We start from the raw sequence: 25,658 nt of genomic DNA on the forward strand, positions 1-25,658 counted from the left end.
CAGACCGCAGCAGTGGTAAGAAATTCTGATGCATGTCGGCAGCGCTTTGAGTAAGCTGAAGAGCACCTCATACGAGCCTTAAACTGCACCCTTAGGGCCGGACTGCGACGCTTTCTGGTGCCTGTCAAAATTGAAGTCTTCCGCAAAATGACAGGCTACGAAATGGTCTGTATCCAGTTCTCGCCACGCCGGAGCTTCGGTTTTGCAACGATCTTTTGCAAACGGGCATCGGGTGTGAAACCGGCACCCTGACGGCGCAGCCAGCGGGTTCGGTATTTCCCCCTTCAAACGGATCGGGTCAAAATCTGCGTCGGGGTCCGCTGTGGGAATCGCGCTAAGCAGCGCGTGTGTGTAGGGATGTTTTGGCGCGAAAAACAGCTTTTCAGTCGGGGCATATTCCACGAATTTCCCGACATACAACACCGCCACGCGGTGCGACATCTGTGCGACGACACTCAGATCATGGGCGATAAACAGGAACGAGACACCCATCTCATCCTGTAGATCTTTTAGCAGATTCACGATTTCTGCCTGAATCGAGACATCCAGGGCCGAGACGCTTTCGTCGCAAACGACAAACTTTGGCTTGGACACCAAAGCCCGTGCGATACAGATTCGTTGCCGTTGCCCGCCGGAAAAAGCATGAGGAAAACGGCGCAGGTGTTCGAGGTTCAGTTTGCATCGCGCGGCTATTTCACGAACGCGGGCGTCGATTTTGGCTCGGTCTTTGAACTTGCCTGACGCCACCAACGGTTCGGCAATGATATCGCGGACTGTCATGCGTGGGTTTAAAGACGAGTAGGGGTCCTGAAACACGAGGCTCATTTCCGGTCGAAAGGCGCGCAGAAGGTCGCCAGCAAGGTTGTGGACGTTGATCCCTCCTTCTCGGAAGGCCATGTTCATTTTCGACCTTACCTTGCGCAGCTCAGCCTCGGATGCGTGGGCCAGATCGATTTCACCCTTGTTTTTGCGGTGAAAAATCACCTCGCCATCCGTCGGATCAATCGCGCGCAGGATCGCGCGGCCAACGGTTGTTTTACCCGATCCGGACTCTCCGACCAGTCCGACAGTCTCGCCACGTTTGATATCGAAACTAACACCGTCCACTGCACGCAGCATCTGCACTTCGGTTCTGAACAGCTTGCGCGTTTTGATCGGGAAATGGACCGAAAGGTCTTTCACCTCGATCAGAGTATCGTGTTTCGGGGTCATGCGGCGTTCCGATCTTTGTCGCTGTGCAACCAGCAGCGTACTGCGCGGCCGGGAATGGTTGAGACCTCGGTCGGCGCTGTCACGTCGCAGGTCCCCGCTATCGCTTGGGCGCATCGGGTATGAAATGGACAGCCCGTTGGGCGCGCGGTCGGGCTGGGGATATCTCCCGGCACCGGTTTCAGGCGGTCGTGCAGGTGTTCGACGCTGGGGATCGCGTCCAACAAACCCTGAGTATAGGGATGCTGCGGATTTCTGATCACGTCCCGGGCGGGGCCGCGCTCGACGATAGTTCCCAGATACATCACGGCAACGTCGTCGGCGATCTGGGCGATCACGCCAAGGTCATGGGTGATGAAAATCATGCCCATGCCAAAATCGCGTTGCAGATCGCGCATCAGGTCCAACACCTGAGCCTGAATAGTCACGTCCAGCGCCGTAGTCGGTTCATCTGCGATCAACAGGGCAGGGCCGGCAGACAGCGTTAGTGCGATCATGGCGCGCTGTCGCATCCCGCCAGACAATTCGTGCGGGTACTGGTCAACCCGTGCAGAGGCATTCGATATGCCGACTTTGTTCAGCATCTCGATTGCATATTCCCGCGCGGCACGCTTTTTCAGCCCGCGATGCAGCATGATGGCTTCCATCATCTGATTGCCGATCGTGTAGACAGGCGAGAAACTGGCCATTGGTTCCTGAAAAATCATCCCGATCTCGCCGCCTCGAATGCGGCGCAGTTCCTTGCTGCCGGTTTTCAAGCGGCCAAGTGCGATCTCTTTCCCGGCCTTGTCTGTGTAAGTCATCCGGGTTTCACCGCTCAACGAGGCGTTGCCGGGCAAAAGCTGCATCAGGGCCATGGTCGAAATCGACTTACCCGATCCGGACTCCCCCACCAAGCCCAGCGTTCTGCCCGCCTCGACCCCAAAGGTGACGTCGTGCACCGGGGTGATGACACCTTCGCTGGTGCGAAACGAAATCGACAGGTTTTCTACAGTCAGCATTTTCGGCATTTCAGTGCGCCTCCGAGTACGGGTCGGCGGCATCGCGCAGCCCGTCGCCAATCACGGTAAAGGCCAGTACGGCAACTACGACAAAGATCGCGGGGATGAACAGCCAGGGCGTCTGTTCGATTGCCCGCACCGATTGCGCTTGCTGCAACAGCACCCCCCACGAGACCGAGGGTGGACGCAGACCCAGCCCAACAAAGGAGAGCGCCGTTTCCGACAGGATCATGTAAGGAAAGCTGATCACCAGATCGACGATGATGAAACTGGTAAAGCTGGGCAGCATGTGTTGCGCGATAATCCGACCGGGCCGCGCACCTGCCAACCGCGCCGCGATCACATAATCCTCGTTCCGGATCGACAATAGCTGCGACCGTATCCGCCGCGCCAGCGTCGGCCAGCCAAACAGGCCCAGGATTAGCGTCATGGCGAAATACACCTGCGTGGTCGACCATTCCTTGGGCATGGCGGCAGCCAAGCCCATGTAAAGCGGGATGATGGGGACCACGCGGATCACCTCTGTCACGCGCTGGATGATGTTGTCGATCACGCCCGCGAAGTACCCCGCAATGCCGCCGATGATCAGCGCCAGAACAAAAGAGATCATCACACCTATCACCCCGATCGACAACGAGGTTCGGGTGGCATAGATCGTCCGGCTGAACACGTCGCGACCCAGATCGTCAGTGCCCCAGAAATGGATTTTCTGGTCAACATCGGGGTTTAGCCCCACCAGATGCCGGTCCGTCGGAATAAGGCCCAACAGCTTGACTGGTTCACCTTTGACAAAGACATGCAGATAGTGCCGCACTTCGGGATCAGGGACCGAGATGGCACGCAGGGTGACCGGATCACGCTCGGTCTTGGTGCCGTTTACAAAGGGAAAAACGGAACAGCCCCCCGCATCGCAGAAACGCGGTACCTGCGGTGCGCCTTCGATATAGTTGGTATCCCGCGTCACTGGTCCGTAGGGGGCAACAAACTCGGCGAAAATCCCGGCCAGAAACATCAGACCCAGCACCGAGGCTGCCATCATGGCGGCGCGGTGACGGCGGAACCGCCACCAGATCAGGGTCCATTGCGAGGCCGAGTAATATCTGAGCCGCGCTTCCTCGGCGGTAGTATCTGTTTGATGTGTTGCATCGGTCATGGATCAGGCCCCCAGTTTGATGCGCGGGTCAAGCCACGCCAGCAACAGATCGGACACGAAATTCATGAACACGATGGTGAAGGTCAGCATCAGCAGGATGGCCCCCGCCACGTTCATGTCCAGATCCAGATAAGCGCGCAGCAACAGCTCGCCCAGCTCGGTCAGGCCCAGCACCACGGCAACGATGGGTAATTCGGAAAAGATGCGGTTCACGTCGAACCCGATGGTCGAGACCACGGGGTTGATCGCCAGCCGCGCCGGGTATTTGATCAGCAGCCGTAACTCGGGCACGCCGCGCGCGCGGGCGGCTGTGACGGACAGCTTGTTCAGTTCGTCCGACATGGTGGCCCGCACGGTCTGTATCTGGATCGCCACCGCCGACCAGGCCAGTACGACCGCGGGCAGCCACAAATGCTTGATCAAATCCCAGACTTTGCCAACCGACCAGGGCGCATCGCGATACTGGTCGGAAAACAACCCTCCGATATCGGCGCCGAACCAGCGGTTTGCGAAATACAGCATCACCAGGGCAAGCAGGAAGTTTGGCAGCGCCAGGCCCAGGTAGGAGAACACTGTCAAACCATAATCGACCGCTGACCCACGTCGCACCGCAGCAAAGATGCCGATGGGGATCGACACGATGTAGGTCAGCAGCAGGGTTGAGAACAGGATACCGGCTGTCAGCCAGACCTTGTCCCCAATCACTTTGGTCACCGAAGTTTCAAACGCAAAAGCCTGCCCGAAATCGCCGCGCAGAACGATTCCTCCGATCCAGTCGAAGTATCGCAGCAGCATGGGCTTATCCAAACCCAGATCGCGGCGGATCGCCTCGATATCTGCCTCGGTGACGTTGACGCCGGTGCCCGAATATTTGCGGAACGCATAACGGTCAGCATAGTCGCCAGGCGGCAGTTCCATGATCAGAAAGACCATCACCGATACCAGCAGCATCGTGATGACCATCCCGACGAGACGTTCCAGAGTGAATCTCAGCACTTAAAAATCCCCTATCCGGCCCCACAAGAGGGGCCAAAACCGGAGCGCAGTCATCCCGCGCTCCGGTCCGGTTTTCAGACTGTGGTCTGTGTTACTGCTCCAGCCACCACTGCGAGGGGCGGTAAGGATAGGTCCAGTAGAAGTCGTAGGTTTTCGACTTGATCGGCTTCACGTTCTGCAGGTCGTTGCGATACAGGAACGGGGCGACGATGTCGCCGACAGTGCCGATTTTCAACATGTTGTCGGTGTGGATCTTGACGATCTCTTCGCCCAACTGGTTGCTTTCGTCGGTGCCCATTTCGACCTGAATGAACTTTTCGCTCAGATCCCATAGTTTCTGGATATCCGCCGGCGGCTCGATACCTTCGCTGCCATTGCTGGTTTTCCAGGCGGCCCAGCCGAAACCCGTGCCAGGGTTGAAGAAGTCACCGAACGGCGGGACAAAAACCGTGACGTCCTGGCTGATGGTCGGGCCGGCATTGCCGTCATATTTCCAAACTGTCAGGTCCAGGTCGTTGTTGTTGCCCGAGGCGCGGTATTCGTCCGAGGTGACCTCTTTCAGGTCAACCCGCACGCCCACGGCCGACCAGTAGTCGCGCACCAGTTCCTGCATCTTTACCGGCGCACCCTGCGAGGAATACACCAGACGCACGACCAGCGGCTTGCCGTCAGGGCGTTCCACGGTGCCGTCGCCATCTGCATCGGTCAGGCCCATTTCGGCCAGCAGCGCTTTGGCAGCCTCGGGGTCATATCCGATGTCGCGGTTCAGCACATCGTCCGAGACGAAGGACACGGTTTTGGGCTCGGCAGGCACGCCCTGCATCGGGGTGCCCTGACCCAGATAGACGATCTCGTTGATCTCATCGCGGTTCATCGCCAGCGACATGGCGCGGTTGAAACGAACGTCCGAGAAGATGTCGCGCAGGACCGGGTCCTGATGGGTGCGGTTGAACGAGTAGAACACGTTCTCGCCAAAGGTCGGGGCAAAGTTGATGGTGTACCCACCATTGGCTTCGTTTTCCTTCAGCAGCGGGAAATCTTCCAAGAAGACCGCCTGCTGTTTCCAGACCACATCCCCATTCATGATCTTGAGGTTCTGGACTTCTTTGTCGCCCACATATGTCTCAACGATTTCGTTGATATAGGGCAGCTGGTTGCCTGCGGTATCGACCTGGTGGAAATAGGGGTTGGCCACCAGTTTACGGCCCTCGGCGGTCTCTTCGACAACAATATAGCTTTCCAGCGTCGGCACCACGGCACGACCGATCTTGGCAGCCTTGTCAGCATCTTTCAGCAGAGGGCTGGGCACGTCTTTCCAGTCGGAACCGCCGTAATAGAAGTCAACGGCAGCAGCAGCATTTTCAAAACCGTATTCCTGCGCCAGTGCTTCGGCGTTTTCGTTATGCTTGGGCATGAACTGGCCCAGGAAATGCTTGGGTTGGAACGGCTGGCCGTAGTCCACGGCAAAGCGGTTCAGAATGCCAGGGGTCGGCACCGGGAAGGTGAATTTAACGGTGGTGTCGCCAACGGCCTCGACCTGAGCCTGTTCACCTGCGAACAACCACCGATCCGGTGTCTTATCGTACACGTCGGGATTATAGATGATATCATTCATCCAGAACTCGACGTCCTTGGCAGTAAACGGCGCGCCGTCAGACCATTTGTGCCCGGCGCGCAACGTGATGGTCAGCTGGGTATAATCGTCATTCCACGACCACGCTTTTGCGATATTGGGAACCACGGTCTGCAGATCATCGGCGTAGCGCACAAAATTCACATGGCGCACCGACAGCAGGTCCGAAGTGCCGGACTCGGTCGCTTTGGACAGGCCGGTGATGGCTCCACCATACTGACCGATTGAGTCGCAGGGCATAACGACCAAAGGCTCGACTGGCAGACGGTCTGCCACTGGCCCAAGATCAGCGTTTCCCAAAATCCGGGCGTTCAAATCGGCGATCGCCGGGTTTTGTGCAAAACCCAGCTCGCATGAGGCGGCGGCCTGCAGCTCGACCAGTTCCAGCTGCTGCGGGAATACGGGTTCCAGACCCATCGGGTCGGCTACGGTTGCAACGGGGCAGTTGGCCAGAACCGGGGTTCCCAATGTGGCCAATGCGGTGAATGAAAGGAGAGAGGTGCGAAGCTTCATAGCCATCCCTGCGTTTGTGTGACGCCAGAGCGCTAGAGATGAAAGTTAACAAATTTATGATGGTTTGGTGGGTATAGTGAAAAGCTATGTCGGATCAGTTGACATGAGATCGTTATAAATGACGCTTTCCTTCGGCAATCCGAAAAAAGTTTGATACCGCAGATGTATGGCGCATAGCTGGCAGGCAGGCCAGAAAGTGGCGCGCCGTCAGGTTCTTGTCTGCAACCGGAACGAAAGCGACCCCAGGTTCATTTTGGCATTCCTGCGCAAAAGCGACGCCTACGCCTACGCCTGTGGTTACGAGTGTTCGGATGGATCCCCATGATCCCAGGCCCAAAATCGTGGTCAGTTTAACCCGTGCAACCTGGGCGGCGGCATCAAAAATTTGCCGTGTCGAAGAACTGGGTTCACGTTGAATCAGCTTCAATGGGGCGACCTCGGCCCAAGAAACGGGTCCGTTGTCTGCCAGCGCATGATCTTTGGGAACAACCAGCCCGATTCTGGTTTCAGATATCTCTTTGCCCGACAGATCTGGTGGCAATTCCTTGGCAGTGATTAAACCCACGTCGAATTCGCCGGTGTAGAGTAGGGGAAGCAGGTCATGCGAGGCCAAAGCGCGGGCTGTCACGTCGACCGCTGGGAAGGCACGGACGAACTCGGATATAAAGGGCATCGCTATCTGGTACGTGGAGTAGCCTATCTGGAAGGTTCCAGAGTGCAAATTCCGAGCCTCCGTCAATCGATCGTCAATGTCATTTCGCAAGGCGATCAGCGCTTTGATGTCACCTCGTATGCTGTTCAACAAAGGTGTTGAACTGATAACCGACCCTGACCTGTCTAGCAGTCGGCACTGATAGTGTTGTTCCAACGAATTGACGAGGTTTGAAACCGTAGGCTGGGACACCCCAAGCTCTTTTGCCGCCAGGGTAAAGCTGCCCAGCCGCACGACGGATTCCAGTGCTTGTAACTGTTTTAGGCTGATCTTTGACTTCATTCGACAGTGTCGTCCTATACATCTGACAGGCGACCCAAAGTTGGATCACCAATTCTGACCATTCGTGGGTCAGCGGAAACAGCTGAGATCCAATCGCCGACTCTGGCATGTGAGTAGCATAGTGGAATTGAGTATTCCAAAAGCAACTCGGACAAAAGCTGCTTACAACTCTCACTCGATTTGCAAGGCGCGAGTGCTACAGATTTTTGTAGACGCACAAAAAAATTCAATAAACACTATGTATTCATGAAACACTTGATACTGTAGTAATATGAATTCACTAACCAGAATAACGCGAGGTGTCCGCGTTGCCTTTAAAGATGGCAGGGTGAAGGGCCTTCTTGCCTTTACAGCCGGTATGATCCTATGGGCGTCGGTGTTTTACCGCTATGTCGAAAGTTGGAGCTGGTTAGATTCTATCTATTTTTCTGTGGTGACAATTTCGACTGTGGGGTACGGCGACTTTTCTCCTGAAACCGCGGCAGGGAAAATCTTTACTATGTTCTACATCATTGTGGGGCTCGGTATTTTCGTAACCGCAGCGACCACTGTCGCGGATACAATTCTTTCCCAGGATGACAAGAACGAGGACAACTAGGTTTTTGTCTCGTTGAGCCGATGTGATTTGCTGCGCAGGCCATAATATGACCGGCTAGCCCCTCTGAATTCTGAATTTACGAGAGATTTCAAATTTCTGCAGAGCTACTCGAAATTTTTAAAATTTATATATTAAGTTTTTTGAGTATAATGATCAAAAAACAAATGTTGGAGGGATGGTATGGAAAAGACTCAGGATGCGAGGATCGTCGATCTCGCAATTAGGTTACTATTTCTAGGGCTATTCCTTTATAGCGCTTTGGCGATGGTGGCCCCATTGGCGAGCGTGGTCATCTGGGCTACGATTCTATGCGTAGCGCTGTACCCAGTTTTCGATTGGTTGCAGTCCAAGTTGGGCGGGCGGAAGAAACTTGCCACGACTATACTGGTATTGTTGGGTCTCGTTCTGACTTTGGGGCCGGTCGCTACTGCTGTATCCGGAGCGGCGGAACTTGGGTCTGAATTTGCGGAACAAGCAGACAAAGGCGAGCTTAAAGTCCCACCGGCACCCGATGGCCTACGAGAGCTTCCGCTGGTTGGAAACAAGATTGCTGAAGTCTGGGGCTTGTTTGAACGAAACCTCGATGGCGCACTTGCAAAATACGGCGCGCAGATTCTTGAGATTACCAAATCACTGTTCGGAAGGGTGTTAAGCATCGGGCTTGGGCTCTTGGCGCTGGCCCTGTCCGTTTTGATCATGGGGGCCTTGTTCAGCCCCGGTCCAAGCCTGGTACAAGGCCTTCAGCGTTTTGCCAACCGTATCTTTGCGCCTCGCGGTGGCGAGTTCGTGACACTGGCCGGCGCGACAATCCGCAATGTGACAAAGGGTGTGATTGGCGTTGCTGCGATTCAGGCGGTCGTTGTTTGGGTATTGTTGGCGCTGTTCGGGATTGGCTCGGCCGCAACGCTGGCGTTCATTTGCCTGATCCTCTCGATTATCCAGATCGGCCCCGGCTTGGTTCTGCTTCCAGTAGTCATCTACGCCTGGAGCACCATGTCCGGTGGCACAGCGTTGATCTTCACCGTACTGGCCGTTCCCGTGGCGATAATGGACAGCTTCTTGAGACCTGTATTCATCTCAAAGGGCCTCGAAACTCCCATGCTGGTTATCCTTATTGGTGTTCTCGGTGGCATGATGGCGTATGGCTTGATCGGTATTTTTATGGGCCCTGTTCTGTTCGCCGTTTTCTATGAACTGTTCAAGGTCTGGATCGATGCGCCCGAAAAAGCCGAAAGCGCGGCTGAAGGAGCGGCGGAATGAGAAAGACGATTTGGACCACCTTGGCCGTCATTCTTGTTTTCCTTGTCTGGTACCTTGTCGCTGACCGAAAAACGCCGTTTACCGGTAATGCCAGAGTAAAGGCCATTGCGACCCAGATCGTTCCACAGGTCACCGGTACAGTGACCGAAGTTCTTGTTGAGAATGGACAGGTCGTCTCGGCAGGTGATGTTCTGGTTCGGATTGACCCCAGGCCCTATGAAATCCAACGCGACAAGGCGGAAGCTGATCTAGAAGCGGCTACGCAGGAGGTGGGCGCCTCCTCGGCAGAGGTGAGGGCCGCGCAAGCTAAATTGGCGCGGGCCCAGAGCGATCTTGATACGATGCGTCTTCAAACAGAGCGTGTGTTTGCGTTGGAAAAAAAAGGCTTGATCGCCGTTTCAAAAGCCGATGATGCCCGAGGTCAACTGACAGAGTCAGAGGCCAATTATGAGAATGCCAGAGCGGATTTGGAAAAAGCAAAGCAGAGGTTGGGCGAAGACGGAATAGAAAACCCAAAAATTCAGCGCGCATTGGCAGCCTTGGCAGATGCAGAGCTAAACATCGAATGGACTGAACTGCGTGCCCCGGCGACGGGTGTAATATCCAATCTATTGATCGCCCCTGGTACATATGCACGGTCCGGTCAGGATCTTTTGACGTTCCTAGATGCAACCGACGTTTGGATCGAGGCGTATTTTACTGAAAACAACTTAGGTCGGGCAGAGTTGGGTTCACCTGTTGATGTCGTATTGGATATGCACCCCGGTCAAATCATTCCAGGTGTCATTGAGAGCTTTAGCGCGGCTGTATCTTTGAGCGGCGGCGATGAGCCTGGCCAATTGGCAAGCCCGCCTAGTACCAAAGGGTTTCTGCGTGAACCAGAAAGATTCCCCGTTCGGATCGTGTTGCCGGGTTATGAGGCCGGAAGCGCCGAAGACGATCTGCGCTTTCAGCTCAACGGGCAGGCCGACGTGATTATGTATCTCAGCGACAATGGGTTCCTGAACCTCGTGGGTCGAACCTACATCCGCGTGGTTTCCATTCTGTCCTATGCGTACTGACGACCGCCAAGCCGTTCTTCGCCTTGCGCTGGGCGTAACCGGTGTTTTTTCGATGGGTTTACTTCTGGGGTGGCCGCTTGCTGTGGTGGGGGCGGTGTTCACAGCTCTGTTTTTGCAAGCCCCTGCTGCGTTGCCCTTGGCAGCCTTTGGCAAGCTGTTCGTGTTCTCGATTGGGCTGATGTTCCTATCGTTTCTGCTGTCGTCAGTTTTTGCCCCTTATCCTGTTGTGTTTCTGATCCTCGTGGCCATTGGAATCATTCTGTCGTTCACTTGGTCCGTTTCCGGTGCTGGGGTTTTGCCCGGTGTTATTGCCCTAATGGGAGCATTGATGATCCCAAACCTTGTGCTTCAGTCACAGGATCTGGCATTGGTCTTGGTGTTTTGGATTCCTCTGAACCTGCTGTTCGCCGGGTTTGCAGCAACTATGATGTTTGTGCTCATACCTGCTGAACCACCGACAGCTGCCCAGCAAAAAGCAGCAGTGGCTCAGGATTTCGATCCCCATCGGCGGATTGTCCGCATGTCACTTGTCACCGTTCCATTCGCCTTGGTTTTCTTTGTGTGGGGTGCTTCAGCGCTGCTTGTCCTGTTCTTTGTCGCACTTCTCAGCCAACAACTTGCTGCAATGCCTGCTGCGGGCAAAGCCGTAGCCAAGGCGATGTTGACGGCCAACCTGCTGGGCGCGGCGGTGTCGATCGTTTGTTATGAAGCGAATGTCATCGCACCGGTCATTTTGACACCCATATTGCTGTGCTTTTTCTTTTGCCTGACCCTTGGGGCGCTTGGCAAAACCCAAACGCCTTTGGCCGCAGCTGCCGGATCTGCTATTACAACGACCCTGATTGTCTATGGCGGATCAATCGCACCTTTTTCGGACGAGGCAGATGTCAAAAGCATTGTCCGTGTTTTGCAAGTAGCCAGCGCGGCATTCTTTGTGATCGCTGCATATATCGTGGTGGATGAGTTCTGGCCCGAAAAGAAACGTCAAAATGCCCCGCAAATTCCAGGTGTCAAAAGCCACTGATGCGTTCGACAAGCCAATAGACTGACACCGCGCCGATCACGTAGCCGGTGGTTGGCGTCGCTATCATGTGGAGGCGCGAACTTGCCGCCGGAGCCAACATTCGCCAGATAAACACCGCTAAGGATAGTGCCGCAATAAACGCCAGCTGGCCTCCTTCGACACCAAGATTAAACGCAAGCAGCGCCGCCGGAATATCCTGAGCGGGCAACCCAATTTCGGACAGAGCGCCAGCAAAGCCCAGACCGTGTAACAGGCCAAAGCAGAAGCTGACGATCCATGGGTATTGTTCCGCCAATCTGATCTTCCCTTCTTTGCGTTTGAGTATTTCAAGGGCCAAAAAAACGATGGATAGCGCGATTATCGCTTCGACAGGCCCAGAAGGGACCCGCAGAACCCCCAGGGTTGCCATCGCCAGCGTCAGAGAATGAGCTACGGTGAAAGCCGTTATTGCCCCCACCAATCGCCACGGGTCGCGCACGAGTATGAACAAGGCAAAGACAAACAAAAGGTGGTCGACGCCTTCCAGGATGTGTTGAAAACCTAACCAGAAATAGGCGCTCATAGTCGACCAGGTGGAGGGGCTTTCCGGGATCGTCAGTGCCGTTGTGTCGGGCGTGAACCGCATGGTTTTGGGTGCACCGTTCAAAGGTTGTATGCGTAACAGAACATCATTTCGCTGTCGGCCTAACCCCTCGATAGAAACGACCTGACCCGCCAACGGTACATCGCATTCGGTAACCCAAGTGGACACCCAAGCTACATTGTCTGCGGTCAGACCGGTACTGCTCGCCGGAGAGCATTGTCCGGGTAAAACAGCATCAATTTCCATGGGCTGACCATTCACATCCGGAACGCGCCAGAGGATTTGCCATGTTTCCGGACCTAATTGGCGAAGGTCCAGAAACCCCGGGTCAAGCGCGTGTGCGTTTCCGCGCTGCGGTACACAGCAAAGCCAGAGTGCGAACAAGATGTACAGGCACAGCTTCACTGACCAGCCTCGTGGTCAGGTGGCATTTCCACTTGGTATCCAGCGGCAAAGCTCTCGTATTGGGCTTGTGTCAGTTTTTCACCAGTTTCGCGGCGCCACTCCCGCAACACAGCATCGCGTATTGCTTCGAGAGGCGGTACCTGGCCGGCCTCAGACGCGGTAACCCGGACAAAATGCAGCCCATACCCCGATTGTACCGGACCGGACCAAACCATTGGCTCCAAATCTTGGATAACGGCAGAAAACCCGCGGCCAAAGGTGGCGTCTACCACATTCATTGCTGACAACGGCATCGTACTGAGCAAAAGAGAAGAGATGCCAAGGCTTGACCAATCCTCTTTGGCATTCAACGCAGACAGGGTCTGGGCGATCTGGCTCTGTTCAGGGGATTCACCCAAAAAAACCTGATCGAACGCGATCATGGAAGGGGTTTCGAAGCGGGTCGAATTATCCGCGAGATAGGATAGCAGTACGGCGTCTTCTGGCGTCACAGACGACGCTATGGCCCCGGTCAGGAAGTCCATCTTTTGCACAAGCCGCGCCCGGATCACCTGATCGCCACGATCCAATCCAAGCTTTCTTGCTTCGCGCACAAGCACCTCTTCCCGGACCAAAGCGCCTATCAACACCTGTAGTTCGGCGTCGTCGGGTGCCCGTTTTCGCCTTTGTTCAAATCGTGTGGCCAGTAGGGCGACGTCTTCCGCGCCAATCGTGATCGTTTCGACGTCCTCGGCTGTTTCCTCTTCCGGAGACACCCAATAAAACCAGCCAAAGATAGCTATTCCAATCAGAATGAAATGGAATAGAGGCTCTCTCATTACCCGCATAGGCAACCTTACTTAAACTGTTGTCCGGCACCGGTTAGGCGACCCTTACAAATGGGCTTGGCAACCGCGCCGCTGCCCATTCCAAGCGTCAAAAATGCTTGTGGTGCAGAAATTTCTGCCCTTGATACAAGAAACTTAGCCAAACTTGGTCATTCGCTAGGTGTGTACCAGATTGGTGAAGAATACGCCCGCTCCTGATGGGTCAACTGGGCGTTTTCTGGCAGATCAGTTCCAAAGCGAACTTTATCATACAACACCCAGCGTGGCGTCGGAATTTCGATGGCGCGAACATAGTAGAATGACCGAACATCCGGGTCGAAGTCCGGATCAGTCCAGACAGTTACCAGTTCAGCTGATCCGATCGTGTTAGTCCAGCTTGCCGTGTCGATATCCACCGTGTTTCCAACGGCAGGTATCTTGCCGCTGTCATCTGCGGTCCGGTCATCCGACCATACGACATCATAGACTTTCTCGTGCAGCTCTCCTTCGGAATCCAGCCAACCCTTGATTACCTGGGCCCGGTCCAGATTGGCGCCGATTGGATCGCGCAGTGCTGCAATCAGGAAAGAGGGCGCCGTGTCGCCTTCGCGCGGTCTAAGGTCCGACCCCATCGGAACACCCTTGGTATAGCCGACATCAGCAAGGAAGCGGGTTTCGATATCGGAATCGTCGAACGCCCATCCGCCAAAGAACCGCAGGCCGATCCGAGGGCCGGTGGTGGCATAGGTCTCGCGCCGCTTGAATGCATCGAAGATCGCTGCGCGCGTGTTTTCAGTGGCCCAGACGGCTGTATATCCCGAGGCCACAAGAAGATCACCGGGAATTTCGCCCAAATCATTGGCTATAAAGGGATGCTTGATCCGTTCCGCTGACGGTTCGACACTGACGGATTTACCGAAAAAATTGTCCTCTTCGGCGGTCGCTAGTGAAGTATGGCTGTCGGTGGCTCCACCCATTCCGAACTTATAGGGGTTCACGCCGAACTTCTCTTCCAGCAACAAGCCGCGCTTCAGCGCCTCTCTGGCGTATTCACCGGCCAGCATATCGTCTGTTTTTAGTTCGGTGATATCCAGATTTCCGACGTCCCAGTTCTCATAATCGGCGAACTCATCATCCGGGCTTAGGAACGGGTGCGCTTCACCGTCGCCTTTGATCTGGGTGACTTCATAGTGGGGCTCCCATTTTGCGCGAGCCTTCACGTATTCCTCATCAACCTTGCCGCCGTGATAGGTGTCTTCGGTTGGGAACATCCAGCCATTGGACAAATTTCCGTTGTGGGCAAAGGCGACAGCGCGGCCGCCAGTTTTCGCCTGATACTCCTCTAACCACGAATAGAGCGCTTTTGGGTCGGTATTCCCATAAGGCGGCTGCGTCACTGGTGGCACCATTTGAAGCGCCCGAATTGGCCCGTCGCGCAGCATGACATTCCGATGTAGATTGAACCCCTTGGGTACCGAGGTCCATTCAAACCCAATAAAGGCTGTAAAGGTGCCGGGATCATTATGTCTTTCTGCCGCCAGAACGATGTTCTCCCAGGTAAATGCAAATGCGTCAGCGCCGGGGCTGTACGACTCTAGGAGGATTTCGGGCAGGGTCATCTGCGAGAAATTGGTGATGATGTCGAAGGCGGTTTTTCCGGCTTCTTCTCCTCCGGCTTTGTATCCTTCGTACCATTCCAGTCCTTTCGGATCGGAAATCACGCCGGGCTTTCCGGCCTGCAGGTCGGGCGCAAATCCCATCAGATCGGTATGATCAGTCAGAACCATCCAATCTAGTGGCCGTGCCAACCTTACCGGCTGACCTGTCGAAGAAATGACTTGTTCACCCTTTGCAAACCGCCAAGCTTCATCAGGCAGCAGTGTATTTCCAAAGGCACCTGCATCTAGCGACAGGCCGGTGTGCAAATGCGTATCCCCCCAAAGTGGCCGTTCAGGGAACGAGCGGTTGGCATATGGGGAAAACGGTCGTTCCGCAAAGGTCCCTTCGGCGGCCTCTTTCGTGGGTATGGCGTCGGCCCATGCACTCAGCGGAACACCTAACAAAGTCAGCAAACAAGCATAGCGCCCAAGCATATGAACCTCCCAATTCAAGATTATCGAACACGCAAGAAGTGTTGTGTTAATAAATATTCACGTTTTACTATATCATTTTGCAGATACACTCTGTCAAAAATTTTCTCAATTGCGTCCTGATGCAGCGACGAAAAACGCGAATTGCCACTTAGGATAAAAACCAGTTTCAGTTCGTCGGGACGCTTTTTAGCCTGACAGTATCGCTTGAACCTACGGCGAAACTATGGATGCGCCCGAAGGGTAACAAATTTCCGATCACTAACAGGTCTCTTGGCTTGGTGCTGCCTTGCCCTTGTTGGCAAGGATTGAGCCGGAGGATTTATCGGGCTTTGCCGACAACAAAAGGTGGCGCTTCTGGAAGGATTCAGCTCCCCAGTGCCTGTCGTCGTTCCATGTTCTGATGAATTGGCTGGGGTGGTAGGAATCCTTGCCGCCCGATGATCGTTATAGGCTTTTCAGCGAAGCTCGAGAAACTGGGGCGGTTGCAGGGGCATTTCGAGGGTAAGCACGGGGCATTTTGGCTGCTAGAGAGGCCGTCAACGTGTGCTAACAAGACCGCTGACCCGTCCACCGGCGCTGAGACGACCGCTGACGATCGATTCCGGGTGCTGAAGGCTGGTTGCTGGTGCTGGCGGGTTGGTGGGGTGGACGTTCAAGGCGTGATGCAGCGAGGGACTGGTCTGAGGCCAAAGCGGACACCAATTCTTGCGGCAAGATGCTCGTTATTCTGATACGAGACAGCCTTGGATCTTTTGGGTTAGTCTTCCCCGCGACATGGGGGAAAATCGCATGAAAAAGTTTAGAAATGCCCAACTTTCCGATGCGGATCGCTGCTTCGAAATTGAAACCTCGGCTTATGAGGGAGACGAAGCAGCAACCCATGCTAAAATCTGTAAACGGATCGAGACCCATCCCGAGGGTTTTTTGATCCTTGAAGTGGACGGTGAAGTTGTTGGCTTCATCAATTGCGGATGCGCTCATGAGGTCGAGATGTCTGACGAGGACTTCAAAGAGCTTATTGGCCACGACCCTGACGCCCCGAATGTGGTCATCATGTCCGTTGTCGTTGATCCCAAGAGACAAAGAAAAGGCTATTCAAGGTCGCTGATGGACGAGTTTGTAAAACGCATGCAACGGATGGATAAAGAAATGATCTATCTGATGTGCAAAGAACATCACGTGCCGCTCTACGAAAAGCTCGGCTATAGCTATCTGAAACCGTCGACCTCCGACCACGGCGGAATGACATGGCACGAAATGAGCATGAGACTTTGAACCAATACTAGTCGTTTCTACTTCAATCGGTTGTTCAACCGAATTGAACGCGTCGCTGCGCAACCAACAGGCGCCTTTATGTCTAGGTATGGGCCTCTTAGTGGCGTCGGTATCCAAATTTGAAAGGTTCTGGTAGTTTGCCTCTGCATCTGGGGAGGAACGCTTGATGGAATACTATAAACTCGGGAACTACTCTCGAAAGATCACTACATCTTCATTCTGGTGAGAGAGCAATAACTCAATGGGGATGAAGTACACGGCTTAACGAATATGACGTCTGGGGTGCACAATTAAGTGCCTTGCTGCCGGGAAAGCTCTTTGGGAGACTACGATGGAACAACGACTTTCAGCCATTCTTGCGTCTGATATGGTTGGCTATTCTCGATTGATGGAAGCGGATGAGTTGGGTGTTTTGTCGCGTCAAAAGACGTACCGAAAAGACTTGATTGACCCGGAAATCGCTCGAAACCGAGGGAAAATTGTAAAGACGACTGGAGATGGCCTATTGGCAACATTTCCTTCTGTTCAGAACGCTGTACGCTGCGCGTTGGAAATCCAGAAAGAGATGGGGCGGAAAGAGTTGGACTTGGTCGAAGATCGGCGGATCCGATTCAGAGTGGGTATCAACCTTGGCGATGTAATCTTTGACGACGACGATATCTTTGGCGACGGTGTGAATGTTGCCGCGCGACTAGAGGGCCTGGCGGAACCGGGTGGCATCTGTGTTTCGGACATTGTGCATCAATCTGTTCTGGACAAGATCGATGAACCATTTCGAGACATGGGCGGGCAGCGCGTGAAAAACATCACACGACCAATACGTGTGTGGCAATGGACGCCTAGTGTGGTGCAGGAACGAAAAGCGCCGGAAATCTCCTATCAGCAGCGCGTGAAATTCTGCAAATCCGCTGATGGGATTAATTTGGCTTGGGCTTCAACGGGAACCGGAACACCTGTTCTTAAGGCTCCCAACTGGCTGAACCACATCGAATATGAGTGGACCAGTCCTGTATGGGGGGATTTCTTATCTGAGTTTTCCAAACTCTGCCGGCTGGTTCGGTTCGATCAACGCGGCAACGGACTTTCTGACTGGGACGTCGACGACATCTCCGAGGACAGAATGATAGATGATATGGTTGCCGTCGCTGATGCATCTGGCTTGGATCGTTTTGGTCTGTTTGGAATAAGCCAGGGCTCAGCGTTCTGCGTTCGATTTGCCGCGAGATACCCAGAGAAGGTCAAATTCCTGATCCTTCTAGGCGGATATGTCCGTGGAAGAATGATGCGAGGAAATCCTGAGGCTGAACAGTTTTATGAGGCGTCCCGTGCAATGGTTTCAGCGGGCTGGGGGTCGCCTAATCCTATTTATCGACAGTTCTTTACGTCCAGCTATATGCCAGACGCAACTCCAGCGGAGAGTGCCAGCTTTGATGAAATGCAGCGAATTTCTGCGAGCCCGGAAACTGCTTTAAGGATTATGGCCATGAACTCAAAAGTTGATGCGCGAGCAGACGCCCGAAAGTTAAATGTGCCTACACTTGTGCTACACGTGCAGGGGGACATGGCGGCTCCCATCAGTGAAGGTCGTGAAACAGCGCGTGAAATAGCCACCGCAGAGTTCGTTGAACTTCCCGGTGCTAACCATTGCATGATCCGCGGTCATGCAGGATTTGATGAATTCTTTCATGAAATTGGCCCATTCCTTGCGGAACAACAGGATTGACCGCTTTGTCCGCATCGCGGTCATTCAGCCAGCCCTCAACCAAAGTCCGCTTCCGCAAAAAGAAAGCAAAGCGAAGGCCCCCGGCAACCCGCTAAGGGCCGCCGAGGGTTGGTATTCAGGGTGGTATTCGGTTAACGACATAGTCAGCCAGCCACCGCCAGTAGGCTTCAGCATCCCGGAACCCTTGAGCCTGAGCAGCCAGATCTTCCGCCGCTCTACGGGTGCAACCGCCATCGAACTCAGCGATAGCAGCTCGCTCCTCGAACGCATCAATGTCTGGGAAAGTCATACCGGGAGTTTGATCTGATCGACGATCGACCGACGCTGCTCGTCACTGATGCCAGCCGAGTAAATCCCGTAGGTGATCCCGTTCTCCGACCGCGCCGATTGGTGACCGACCAGAGAAGCAGTGAAGTGCTCAGGAACCCCTGTTCGCTCGCACTGGGTGATGAACCACTTGCGGGTCGAGTGAAACACCAGTCCCGGTCGCTCCAAGTCCAGCCGCCTTCGTAGCCTTGCAAACCCCTTGGTGACATGTGCCACCGTTAGATCAGGAAACAGAGGACCATGGCAGGGTAACTGACGGAATGTCTCATCTAGCATCGGGTGAACCGGAACCAGTCGCTCCGCAGCATCGGTCTTCAGCAGTCTCAACTCATTGGGTTGAACATGGACAAAGCAACCGAGGTTGCCTTTGGTCACGAGGTCGTCCCGGAGTAGCCCGACCGCTTCCCCCGCTCGCATTCCCGTCAACAGACAGGTTAGCAGAACCGGATGTAACTCCCGGTCTTTGGCCCCTAGCAATCGCACGACTTCATCGTCCGTTGGAACTGCATAGGGTTGAGGACGCACCTTGCGATCGAAGAGAACAGTGCGGAACGGGTTAACCTCCAGATGTCCCTCATAGACCACCCAGTCGAGGAAGTGATTGACCTGAGACCAGATCCGCCGCTGGGTTCTCGCAGTTATTGTCACCGACCCACGAGACGAGTACGCGACCAACTGGTCCAGGGTTAGCCCACGGGTCCGTTCCGACTTGCCGATCATTGGAGTCAGTTGGGCTATAGAACTCAGAAACTCCCGCCCGTCGGCCCGTGTCAGACTGCACACCGACTGGTCACCGTATCGACTAGTGAACAACCCGACAGAGTATCGGACCGATTTGAACCCGCTGGGTCGTAGCTCGTTACTGCGCTTGTTCAGGTAAGCACGGCTCAGATCACGGACCGGCACCCTTACCGGTGCAGTTGGCCTGATGAACTTAGACCGCTCCAGATTGCATCCAGAGTCCTCCAGAGTGGCCCGGAGACGGACGAGAGACGACTCTGGTTGGTCAACCCAATCAGGAACGTTAGTGGTGCTCTCCGGTGCAGACAGGGTCTCCTCTGCCTGCGACCGAACCTGTTCCACCAGTGTCTCGAACCGCGCATTGACTTCAGCGGCTCGGACGCGGGCGGTGTTACGGTCGCTGGTCTTGAGGCTCTGCTTCAGGGCCTGAGCGCCCAGCGCGAGAGCCACTTCAACGGGATAGTTACGTCTATAGAGCCACGTATGGCCCTTCAGATAGGCATAGCGAATGTGAGCAGACATGGGCCTCCTCCTTTTCTGTTTTGATTTTTTGGGGTGTTAGTCGTTAGGGACGATCCGCAGGATCATCTCACGTGCTGGTTCGCCGTAGGTTCCAGCCAGAGGGCCAGTCACAGCAAAGCCGGTCACGCAGTCTTCGAAAACCTCTTCCACGCGGAAGTGATGCTCAGGGACGTCATCGAAGGCGCGGACGACCACGACGTCACCGGGGTTCAGTTCCAGTTCAGTCATCGTCGGACCTCCACGTCCAGAGAACCACCAGCAGAACCAGCGCCGAAACAGCGGGATGGGACCGCGCAACCACCCAGAGCATCGTCGTCAGGACAGCCTTGGGCGGTGGGTGCAAAAGAAAACCCCCGACGAGAACGCCGAGGGCAGACAGGTACTTCATGGATCAAACTCCTGCAGTTGCTTCTTTATTTAGATGCAGGAGGTTCCTCGGTTTTCTGGGGGGCAGGAGTGAGTAATGCCCGCTGGCTTGTATGCGCCCGACACCTGCGTTAGCCTGAGTCTCCCAAGGCGAATACTGGGTGAGGCCAGAGCAGGTCCATTGCACAGGGTTGAGTTGTCAACGATTTCGCGGGGTATGAAAATGGCCGATACTGAATGCAACTATCAACGGATAGTCTCGGTTGAGGAAGTCAGGTGTGCTCTTGAAGAGGCGCAGTGCCAGCAATGTGGCATCACCACCAAAGAGTTAATGTGGCGCGGGGAGTTGCTCGAGATCTGCGGTGAGGAACTTTGCTCCGACATCTCAACGGGCAAGAAAACTTTCATCGCGATTGCACTATGCCCAAGCTGTCATGCACGGGCTCATCAGGACGCCGAGAACAAGCATAACCCCTGCCAGATAAAGGCTCGGTGGAGTCGAGAGGGCCTAGCGTAGCGGGTTGCCGGGCACCCGCCTCTCGCTTTGTTTTCTTACTTTCTTCAAAGCGGACGTTGGTTGAAGGCGGGCTGAATGACAGCTCTGCGGACTTAGCTGCCATCAGTATTTGCCCGAAGCCAATTTTTTGAAGTTGCAACACTTGCTCAAGGCGAACATCTGTGCTGCCTACAATGCACGAATGAATTTTTTCAAGATTTCTTGGATTCGCTGGAGCAACACCTCAAACTTATTTGGTGCAGGCTACCAGAACAACTCGGTCCGCCTCGCATTTGTTTCTCTTGGTGCAATCGCCTTCAGAATTTCTACCGCTCTCATAGACATATATTGGTGGATTTGTTGACCAACCCTCCGGCGTTGCTACACTCCACCGCTGTGGCTGCCGCACCGTTGGTGGCTGAAACTGCCACAGCAAGGAAGACAGTTCCTGCCGATAGTTTTGCCATATATTCAGGAACTAAAAGAAACGTCAGAGTACGCGCGCAAGGAATGCCTTGGTGCGCGCTTCTTGCGGTGAGGCGAAGAGCTCCTCGGGTGGCCCCTGCTCCAAGATTCGGCCAGCATCAAGAAAACACACCTTATCTGCCAGTTCCCGGGCAAAGCCCATCTCATGCGTGGCAAGCACCATCGTCATACCCTGCTGCCGCAGATCACGTAATACGTCGAGAACCTCGCCCACCAGTTCAGGATCAAGTGCGCTTGTGATCTCGTCAAAGAGCATGATCTGAGGGTCCATTGCCAGCGCTCGGATGATCGCCACGCGTTGCTGTTGCCCACCTGACAGTTGGTCGGGATAATGCTCCATCCGGTCGCTAAGCCCAAAGCGTGAGAAAAGCTGTGCTACCCTGGGGCGCAAATCCTCTCGGCTCAGGCCTCGCACGCGGCGCGGGGCGAGCATGACGTTCTCTGCCGCAGTCATGTGGGGAAAGAGGTTGTAGCTTTGGAAGACAATGCCGATCTCTTGGCGCACTGGCTGTGGGTCTAAGCCCGGCTCGGATATGTCCCTCCCATCCAGCCAGATCGTCCCATCATCGATAGGTTCCAACAGATTCATGCAGCGCAAAAGGGTGGACTTGCCCGAGCCCGAAGCGCCGATCAGACACACCATCTCGCCCTCGGCCACATCGAGATCAATGCCCTTGCAAACTTCGTGATCATCGAAACGCTTGCGGATACCCCGTAACGACAACTTCGGCTTCATCTGCGTGCCCGGTTCTGCTTGTTCATCAAGTAATCCGCATATCGCGTCGCGGGAACGGTCAGCGCCAGGAAGATGAGTGCCGCACCTACATAAGGCGTAAAGTTCGCGTAAAGTGACTTGTAGACTCCAGCCTGACGGAAAATCTCTACCGGACCGATGAAAGACAAAAGTGCCACATCCTTCTGCAAGGCGATGAACAAGTTCATATTGGCGGGCACCACGTTTCGAATGGCTTGCGGCAACACAACAAATCGCATTGTGTCTTGATCGCTCAGACCCAATGAGACGGCGGCGGAACGCTGCGACTGGTGGATCGAATCGATGCCAGAGCGAATAACCTCAGCGACATAGGCTGAGTAGACCAATACCAGCGCCAAGGTCCCCCAGATATAGGGGCTGTTCCAAGGCCTTGGCAGGCCCAGCCCGGGCACGCCGAACCCGATGATGTAGATGACAAGAACCACCGGCAGGCCACGAAAGATGTCTGTGTAGGCAATCCCAAACAGGCGAAGTGGAAAAAGCGCGGGTGCACGGGTGTCCCTGCAGAGTGCGATAGCGAGGCCGGTGATTGCGATGAGCGGGGCCGACCACGCAAAAATCATCACGTTCAACAGAAATGCATCAAGCAGCCCAGGAAACGTCGCTACAAAGACACGGCCATTGAAAAAGGCACGCTGCACAGCATCCCAACCGGGTGAGAGCGGAACTAGAACGACAATAGCCAGCACCACGCTAATGGTAGAGATCAGCGCGATGCGGTTCGAGCGTCGACGCACTCCGGCTTCATAGACCTCGCGGCGCGTTGGCGCTGCGGCAGACCGCCTGGCCGGTCTGTTCTGCACCGATGTTTCGTCCATTTATTTAATGACCGGAACACCTGTGGCCTCTGCCAGCCACTGGGTCTCGATCGCGGCAAGTTCACCGCTTTCGGTCAGTTCCGAGATAGCAGCGTCGACACACTCCTTAAGCGGGTTGCCCTCTTCCATCAGAAGGCCGAATTGGTCGGGGCTATCTGATTGCTCCGGCGGGAATTGGCCCAGCAGCACACCGCCTTCTACAACCACTGCCGACAGATAGAGTGCAGTAGGTAAATCATAAAGAGCAGCGTCGATCTGACCGGCCATGATTGCAGCATTCACGTCGGCATTGTCGTTATAAAGTAACGGGTCACTCGCTGGCTGAATCACATCGTTGAGAATTGGAAGCGCAGTGGTGGTGGCCACGGCCCCCCAATTCAATCCCTTGAGACTATCCAGCGTCGCCTCGGCCCCAGCATCGACCACATTTTGGGTTGTCAACACCGCCATGGCAGAGCTGTAGTATGGCAGACTGAAATCAACCATTTCCTCCCGTTCGGGGGTAATAGAGTACTGCTGGATGTTAAAGTCAAAGTTCTTTGCACCAGGTTGTATCGCTTCATCAAAGCTCGTGCGTACCCAAGTGACATTGTCCGAACTGAATCCCATTTTATCAGCGATGGCATAGGCTACCGCAGCTTCGAACCCCTCGCCGTTTTCGGGCGCGTCGTCCATTACCCACGGATAGTAGGCTGGGTTGCCTGTGGCGATGGTCAGAGTTCCTTCTACAAGGGTCTTGTCCGCCGCGCAGGCCCCATGGCCCGCGGCGTGTGCTATCGTCGCAGAGACAATCAAGGCCAGAGCTGTGCTGGAAAGCAGTTTCATCAAAGCGTCTCCCTGTTTTCTGATTGGCGACAGGTTCCTACGGGTGAAGAGATTTGTCTAGTGTGAGGATAAGTTGGATAGCCATCCAAAAAGCCATGACCGCTCATCGACGCCAAAGTAACAGAGATCTCCCGACTGCTTTGGGCTCGAAGCAGAAATTCGTCGTAGGTCCCTCGAACGACCACTATGCGGACAAAGCTGCCTCCGCCTGGCGTCCGCTCTGCAATTCTCTGGTCTCGCAAGCCCTGTGTGATATCCATGTTGAAATGTGATCAGGAACCGAGGGCAAATTGTGCCGGACTCACAGGACAACGCCTATAAACAAACCCTTCGAGCCGAACTTGTTCGAGCGCGTGACCGTGAGGCCGCGACGCGGGAAATCCTGAGTGTCATAAGCCAAAGCCGCGACGATGAGACGCCAGTTTTTCAGACAATCGTAAAAAACGCAGCGCGGTTGTGTAGTGCTCCGATGACCTTTGTGGTTTTGATCAATGAGGACCATACCGAATGGAAAATAGCTGCTGCCACGGGGGAAGCGACTACTATGATGAAGGTCGGCAACGTCTTTCAAGTCGGCCGAGAATTTGCACCTTACAAAAGCGTCAAAACGCGTCGGATCGTCGAAGAACCTGATATACGCGAGACGGAGTTCTACAAATCCAGGCATGCGGATGCGATAAAATTGGTGGACGTCGATGGTATCCTGTCGCGTGTGTTCGTCCCGCTTGTTTCGCAGGGGAAATCTCTTGGCAATCTGGTTCTGCTGCGACGAGAGGTCGGCAAATTCGCACCTGACGACCTGCTTTTGGTCGAGAACTTTGCCACTGAAGCCGTCATCGCCATCGAAAACGCGCGACAGTTTAGAGCCTTGGAAAAGCTGAATGCAGAACTTGGAGACCGCGTCGAGGAACAGGTAGGCGAGATTGAGCGAATGAGCCGCCTTAAACGCTTTCTTCCCAACGCTGTCGCCGACACGGTGATCTCCTCAGGCTCTGAGGCCTTGTTGAAAAGCCATCGCTCCCTTTTGGGTGTTATTTTTTGTGACATTCGTGGGTTCACGGCATTTTGCGAAACTGCGGAACCCGAAGAAACCATCGAGGTGTTGCAGACCTATCACGAGGAAATGGGGAAGCTGATCAACGCGCATGGAGCGGGCGTAGACCATCGTATGGGCGATGGAATCATGGTGCTGTTCAACGATCCGTTGCCCTGCGAAGACCCTGCCAGAGACGCGGTTCGGCTCGCGGTTGCGATGCGCGCGAAAATGGTTGCGTTGTCCAAGAAATGGAAGCGGCTTGGTCATAGACTTGGGTTTGGCGTGGGCGTGTCACTCGGATATGCGACCGTAGGCATGGTCGGGTATGAAGATCGATCAGACTACACCGCCTCGGGCACTGCGATCAATTTAGCGGCTCGTCTCTGCGATATGGCTGAGGACGGCGAGATACTACTCAGCACCCGCGCAGCGATCGCTGTGGAAAACGAATTCCCGTCGGTCTCAGCAGGAGAGGTCACGCTCAAGGGCATCCGCGAACCGGTTGAGGTTTTTCGAATGACCAAGGACAATGCAGAGTAGAATAACACGCATTGGCGACGGTTGCTCTGAAGGCTGCTTCGGGCTCAGACCAGTCCTTCGCAGCACTAGCCTCGAACGTCAGGAGCCCCACCAATCCGCCAGCACCAGCGACCAGTCTTCAGCGCCCCGGAACCGATCGTCAGCGGTTGTCTCAGCGCCGGTGGACGGGTCAGCGGTCTAGTTGGCACCCGCTAACGACCTCTCTAGCGGTTAAAATGCCCCGTGCTTACCCTCCAAATGCCCCCGCAACCGCCCCACTTCAGGTCACCGGTTGAAAAAGCCGATAACAATCATCGGTGGGCAAGGATTCCTACCACCCCAGCCAGTTCATCAGAACATGGAACGAGACTAGGCACTTGGTTCAGTTATACCCGAGAAATGCCCCCGTTTATGCCCCAG

Annotated in this window: 23 protein-coding genes; 8 read left to right on the plus strand and 15 right to left on the minus strand. The window is 54.8% G+C overall.

Annotated features, from left to right (window positions below):
• Positions 1 to 78: 78 nt before the first annotated feature.
• The 6 genes from ACR0DX_RS16660 to ACR0DX_RS16685 all read right to left on the minus strand — a co-directional run bounded on the left by ACR0DX_RS16660 (position 79) and on the right by ACR0DX_RS16685 (position 7,499).
• On the minus strand, positions 79 to 1,212 hold the full coding sequence (locus tag ACR0DX_RS16660) for an oligopeptide/dipeptide ABC transporter ATP-binding protein (RefSeq protein ID WP_170356169.1): 1,134 nt from the start codon (positions 1,210 to 1,212) through the stop codon (positions 79 to 81).
• Positions 1,209 to 2,219: an ABC transporter ATP-binding protein gene (locus ACR0DX_RS16665; protein WP_480846784.1), complete on the minus strand. Its 1,011-nt coding sequence runs from the start codon at positions 2,217 to 2,219 to the stop codon at positions 1,209 to 1,211. The genes ACR0DX_RS16660 and ACR0DX_RS16665 overlap by 4 nt, the downstream gene beginning before the upstream one ends.
• A 1-nt stretch (position 2,220) precedes the next feature.
• Positions 2,221 to 3,363, minus strand: a complete 1,143-nt coding sequence (locus tag ACR0DX_RS16670; RefSeq protein ID WP_170356170.1) for an ABC transporter permease — start codon at positions 3,361 to 3,363, stop codon at positions 2,221 to 2,223.
• 3 nt (positions 3,364 to 3,366) lie between these two features.
• Positions 3,367 to 4,359, minus strand: coding sequence for an ABC transporter permease (locus ACR0DX_RS16675; protein ID WP_348539074.1), 993 nt, complete (start codon positions 4,357 to 4,359; stop codon positions 3,367 to 3,369).
• A gap of 91 nt (positions 4,360 to 4,450) precedes the next feature.
• Positions 4,451 to 6,505: an ABC transporter substrate-binding protein gene (locus ACR0DX_RS16680; RefSeq protein WP_170356171.1), complete on the minus strand. Its 2,055-nt coding sequence runs from the start codon at positions 6,503 to 6,505 to the stop codon at positions 4,451 to 4,453.
• Positions 6,506 to 6,617: 112 nt separating this feature from the next.
• Complete coding sequence (locus ACR0DX_RS16685) at positions 6,618 to 7,499, minus strand: LysR substrate-binding domain-containing protein (RefSeq protein WP_170356172.1); 882 nt, start codon at positions 7,497 to 7,499, stop codon at positions 6,618 to 6,620.
• Between the two features lie 271 nt (positions 7,500 to 7,770).
• Between ACR0DX_RS16685 and ACR0DX_RS16690 the strand changes: the two genes are divergently transcribed.
• The 4 genes from ACR0DX_RS16690 to ACR0DX_RS16705 all read left to right on the plus strand — a co-directional run bounded on the left by ACR0DX_RS16690 (position 7,771) and on the right by ACR0DX_RS16705 (position 11,442).
• Positions 7,771 to 8,097, plus strand: coding sequence for a potassium channel family protein (locus ACR0DX_RS16690; protein WP_170356173.1), 327 nt, complete (start codon positions 7,771 to 7,773; stop codon positions 8,095 to 8,097).
• Between the two features lie 180 nt (positions 8,098 to 8,277).
• Entirely contained in the window at positions 8,278 to 9,357 is a 1,080-nt protein-coding gene (locus ACR0DX_RS16695; RefSeq protein ID WP_170356174.1) for an AI-2E family transporter, read from the plus strand.
• Positions 9,354 to 10,418, plus strand: coding sequence for an HlyD family secretion protein (locus ACR0DX_RS16700; RefSeq protein WP_170356175.1), 1,065 nt, complete (start codon positions 9,354 to 9,356; stop codon positions 10,416 to 10,418). The genes ACR0DX_RS16695 and ACR0DX_RS16700 overlap by 4 nt, the downstream gene beginning before the upstream one ends.
• Positions 10,408 to 11,442, plus strand: a complete 1,035-nt coding sequence (locus ACR0DX_RS16705; protein WP_170724706.1) for a DUF2955 domain-containing protein — start codon at positions 10,408 to 10,410, stop codon at positions 11,440 to 11,442. Before ACR0DX_RS16700 ends, ACR0DX_RS16705 begins: the two co-directional genes overlap by 11 nt.
• Here the strand turns inward: ACR0DX_RS16705 and ACR0DX_RS16710 are convergent.
• From ACR0DX_RS16710 to ACR0DX_RS16720, 3 genes are all read right to left on the minus strand, one after another.
• Positions 11,429 to 12,286: a HupE/UreJ family protein gene (locus ACR0DX_RS16710; protein ID WP_480846789.1), complete on the minus strand. Its 858-nt coding sequence runs from the start codon at positions 12,284 to 12,286 to the stop codon at positions 11,429 to 11,431. The genes ACR0DX_RS16705 and ACR0DX_RS16710 overlap by 14 nt on opposite strands.
• A gap of 140 nt (positions 12,287 to 12,426) precedes the next feature.
• Complete coding sequence (locus ACR0DX_RS16715) at positions 12,427 to 13,248, minus strand: peptidyl-prolyl cis-trans isomerase (RefSeq protein WP_170724705.1); 822 nt, start codon at positions 13,246 to 13,248, stop codon at positions 12,427 to 12,429.
• 158 nt (positions 13,249 to 13,406) lie between these two features.
• Positions 13,407 to 15,329: a DUF3604 domain-containing protein gene (locus ACR0DX_RS16720; protein ID WP_170356178.1), complete on the minus strand. Its 1,923-nt coding sequence runs from the start codon at positions 15,327 to 15,329 to the stop codon at positions 13,407 to 13,409.
• 789 nt (positions 15,330 to 16,118) lie between these two features.
• On the opposite strand from ACR0DX_RS16720, the gene ACR0DX_RS16725 reads away from it, so the two are divergent.
• The 3 genes from ACR0DX_RS16725 (at position 16,119) to ACR0DX_RS16735 (ending at position 18,634) form a co-directional block, all read left to right on the plus strand.
• Positions 16,119 to 16,604 carry a GNAT family N-acetyltransferase gene (locus tag ACR0DX_RS16725; RefSeq protein ID WP_170356179.1) on the plus strand — a complete coding sequence of 162 codons (486 nt, stop codon included), beginning with the start codon at positions 16,119 to 16,121 and terminating at the stop codon, positions 16,602 to 16,604.
• A 331-nt stretch (positions 16,605 to 16,935) separates the two neighbouring features.
• A complete protein-coding gene (locus tag ACR0DX_RS16730) occupies positions 16,936 to 18,327 on the plus strand; it encodes an alpha/beta fold hydrolase (RefSeq protein ID WP_170356180.1) in 1,392 nt (463 codons plus the stop codon).
• Positions 18,290 to 18,634, plus strand: a complete 345-nt coding sequence (locus ACR0DX_RS16735) for a hypothetical protein (protein WP_170356181.1) — start codon at positions 18,290 to 18,292, stop codon at positions 18,632 to 18,634. Before ACR0DX_RS16730 ends, ACR0DX_RS16735 begins: the two co-directional genes overlap by 38 nt.
• Here the strand turns inward: ACR0DX_RS16735 and ACR0DX_RS16740 are convergent.
• From ACR0DX_RS16740 to ACR0DX_RS16765, 6 genes are all read right to left on the minus strand, one after another.
• The gene (locus ACR0DX_RS16740; protein ID WP_170356182.1) at positions 18,613 to 19,917 is read right to left on the minus strand and encodes a DUF6538 domain-containing protein; all 1,305 of its coding nucleotides are present in this window, start codon (positions 19,915 to 19,917) and stop codon (positions 18,613 to 18,615) included. The two genes, ACR0DX_RS16735 and ACR0DX_RS16740, sit on opposite strands and share 22 nt — an antisense overlap.
• Positions 19,918 to 19,953: 36 nt before the next feature.
• Positions 19,954 to 20,145 carry a hypothetical protein gene (locus tag ACR0DX_RS16745; protein ID WP_480846793.1) on the minus strand — a complete coding sequence of 64 codons (192 nt, stop codon included), beginning with the start codon at positions 20,143 to 20,145 and terminating at the stop codon, positions 19,954 to 19,956.
• Positions 20,138 to 20,305 (minus strand): hypothetical protein, encoded by a 168-nt coding sequence (locus ACR0DX_RS16750; RefSeq protein WP_170668168.1) that lies wholly within the window; start codon positions 20,303 to 20,305, stop codon positions 20,138 to 20,140. The genes ACR0DX_RS16745 and ACR0DX_RS16750 overlap by 8 nt, the downstream gene beginning before the upstream one ends.
• Before the next feature lie 964 nt (positions 20,306 to 21,269).
• A complete protein-coding gene (locus ACR0DX_RS16755) occupies positions 21,270 to 22,001 on the minus strand; it encodes an amino acid ABC transporter ATP-binding protein (protein WP_170355770.1) in 732 nt (243 codons plus the stop codon).
• Positions 21,998 to 22,858 carry an amino acid ABC transporter permease gene (locus ACR0DX_RS16760; RefSeq protein WP_170355771.1) on the minus strand — a complete coding sequence of 287 codons (861 nt, stop codon included), beginning with the start codon at positions 22,856 to 22,858 and terminating at the stop codon, positions 21,998 to 22,000. The genes ACR0DX_RS16755 and ACR0DX_RS16760 overlap by 4 nt, the downstream gene beginning before the upstream one ends.
• The gene (locus ACR0DX_RS16765; protein WP_480846796.1) at positions 22,859 to 23,683 is read right to left on the minus strand and encodes an ABC transporter substrate-binding protein; all 825 of its coding nucleotides are present in this window, start codon (positions 23,681 to 23,683) and stop codon (positions 22,859 to 22,861) included. It lies immediately after the preceding gene.
• A 292-nt stretch (positions 23,684 to 23,975) separates the two neighbouring features.
• Between ACR0DX_RS16765 and ACR0DX_RS16770 the strand changes: the two genes are divergently transcribed.
• Entirely contained in the window at positions 23,976 to 25,259 is a 1,284-nt protein-coding gene (locus tag ACR0DX_RS16770) for an adenylate/guanylate cyclase domain-containing protein (RefSeq protein ID WP_480846798.1), read from the plus strand.
• Positions 25,260 to 25,658 lie beyond the last annotated feature (399 nt).

It is taken from the genome of Ruegeria sp. D3 (genome assembly GCF_056534465.1).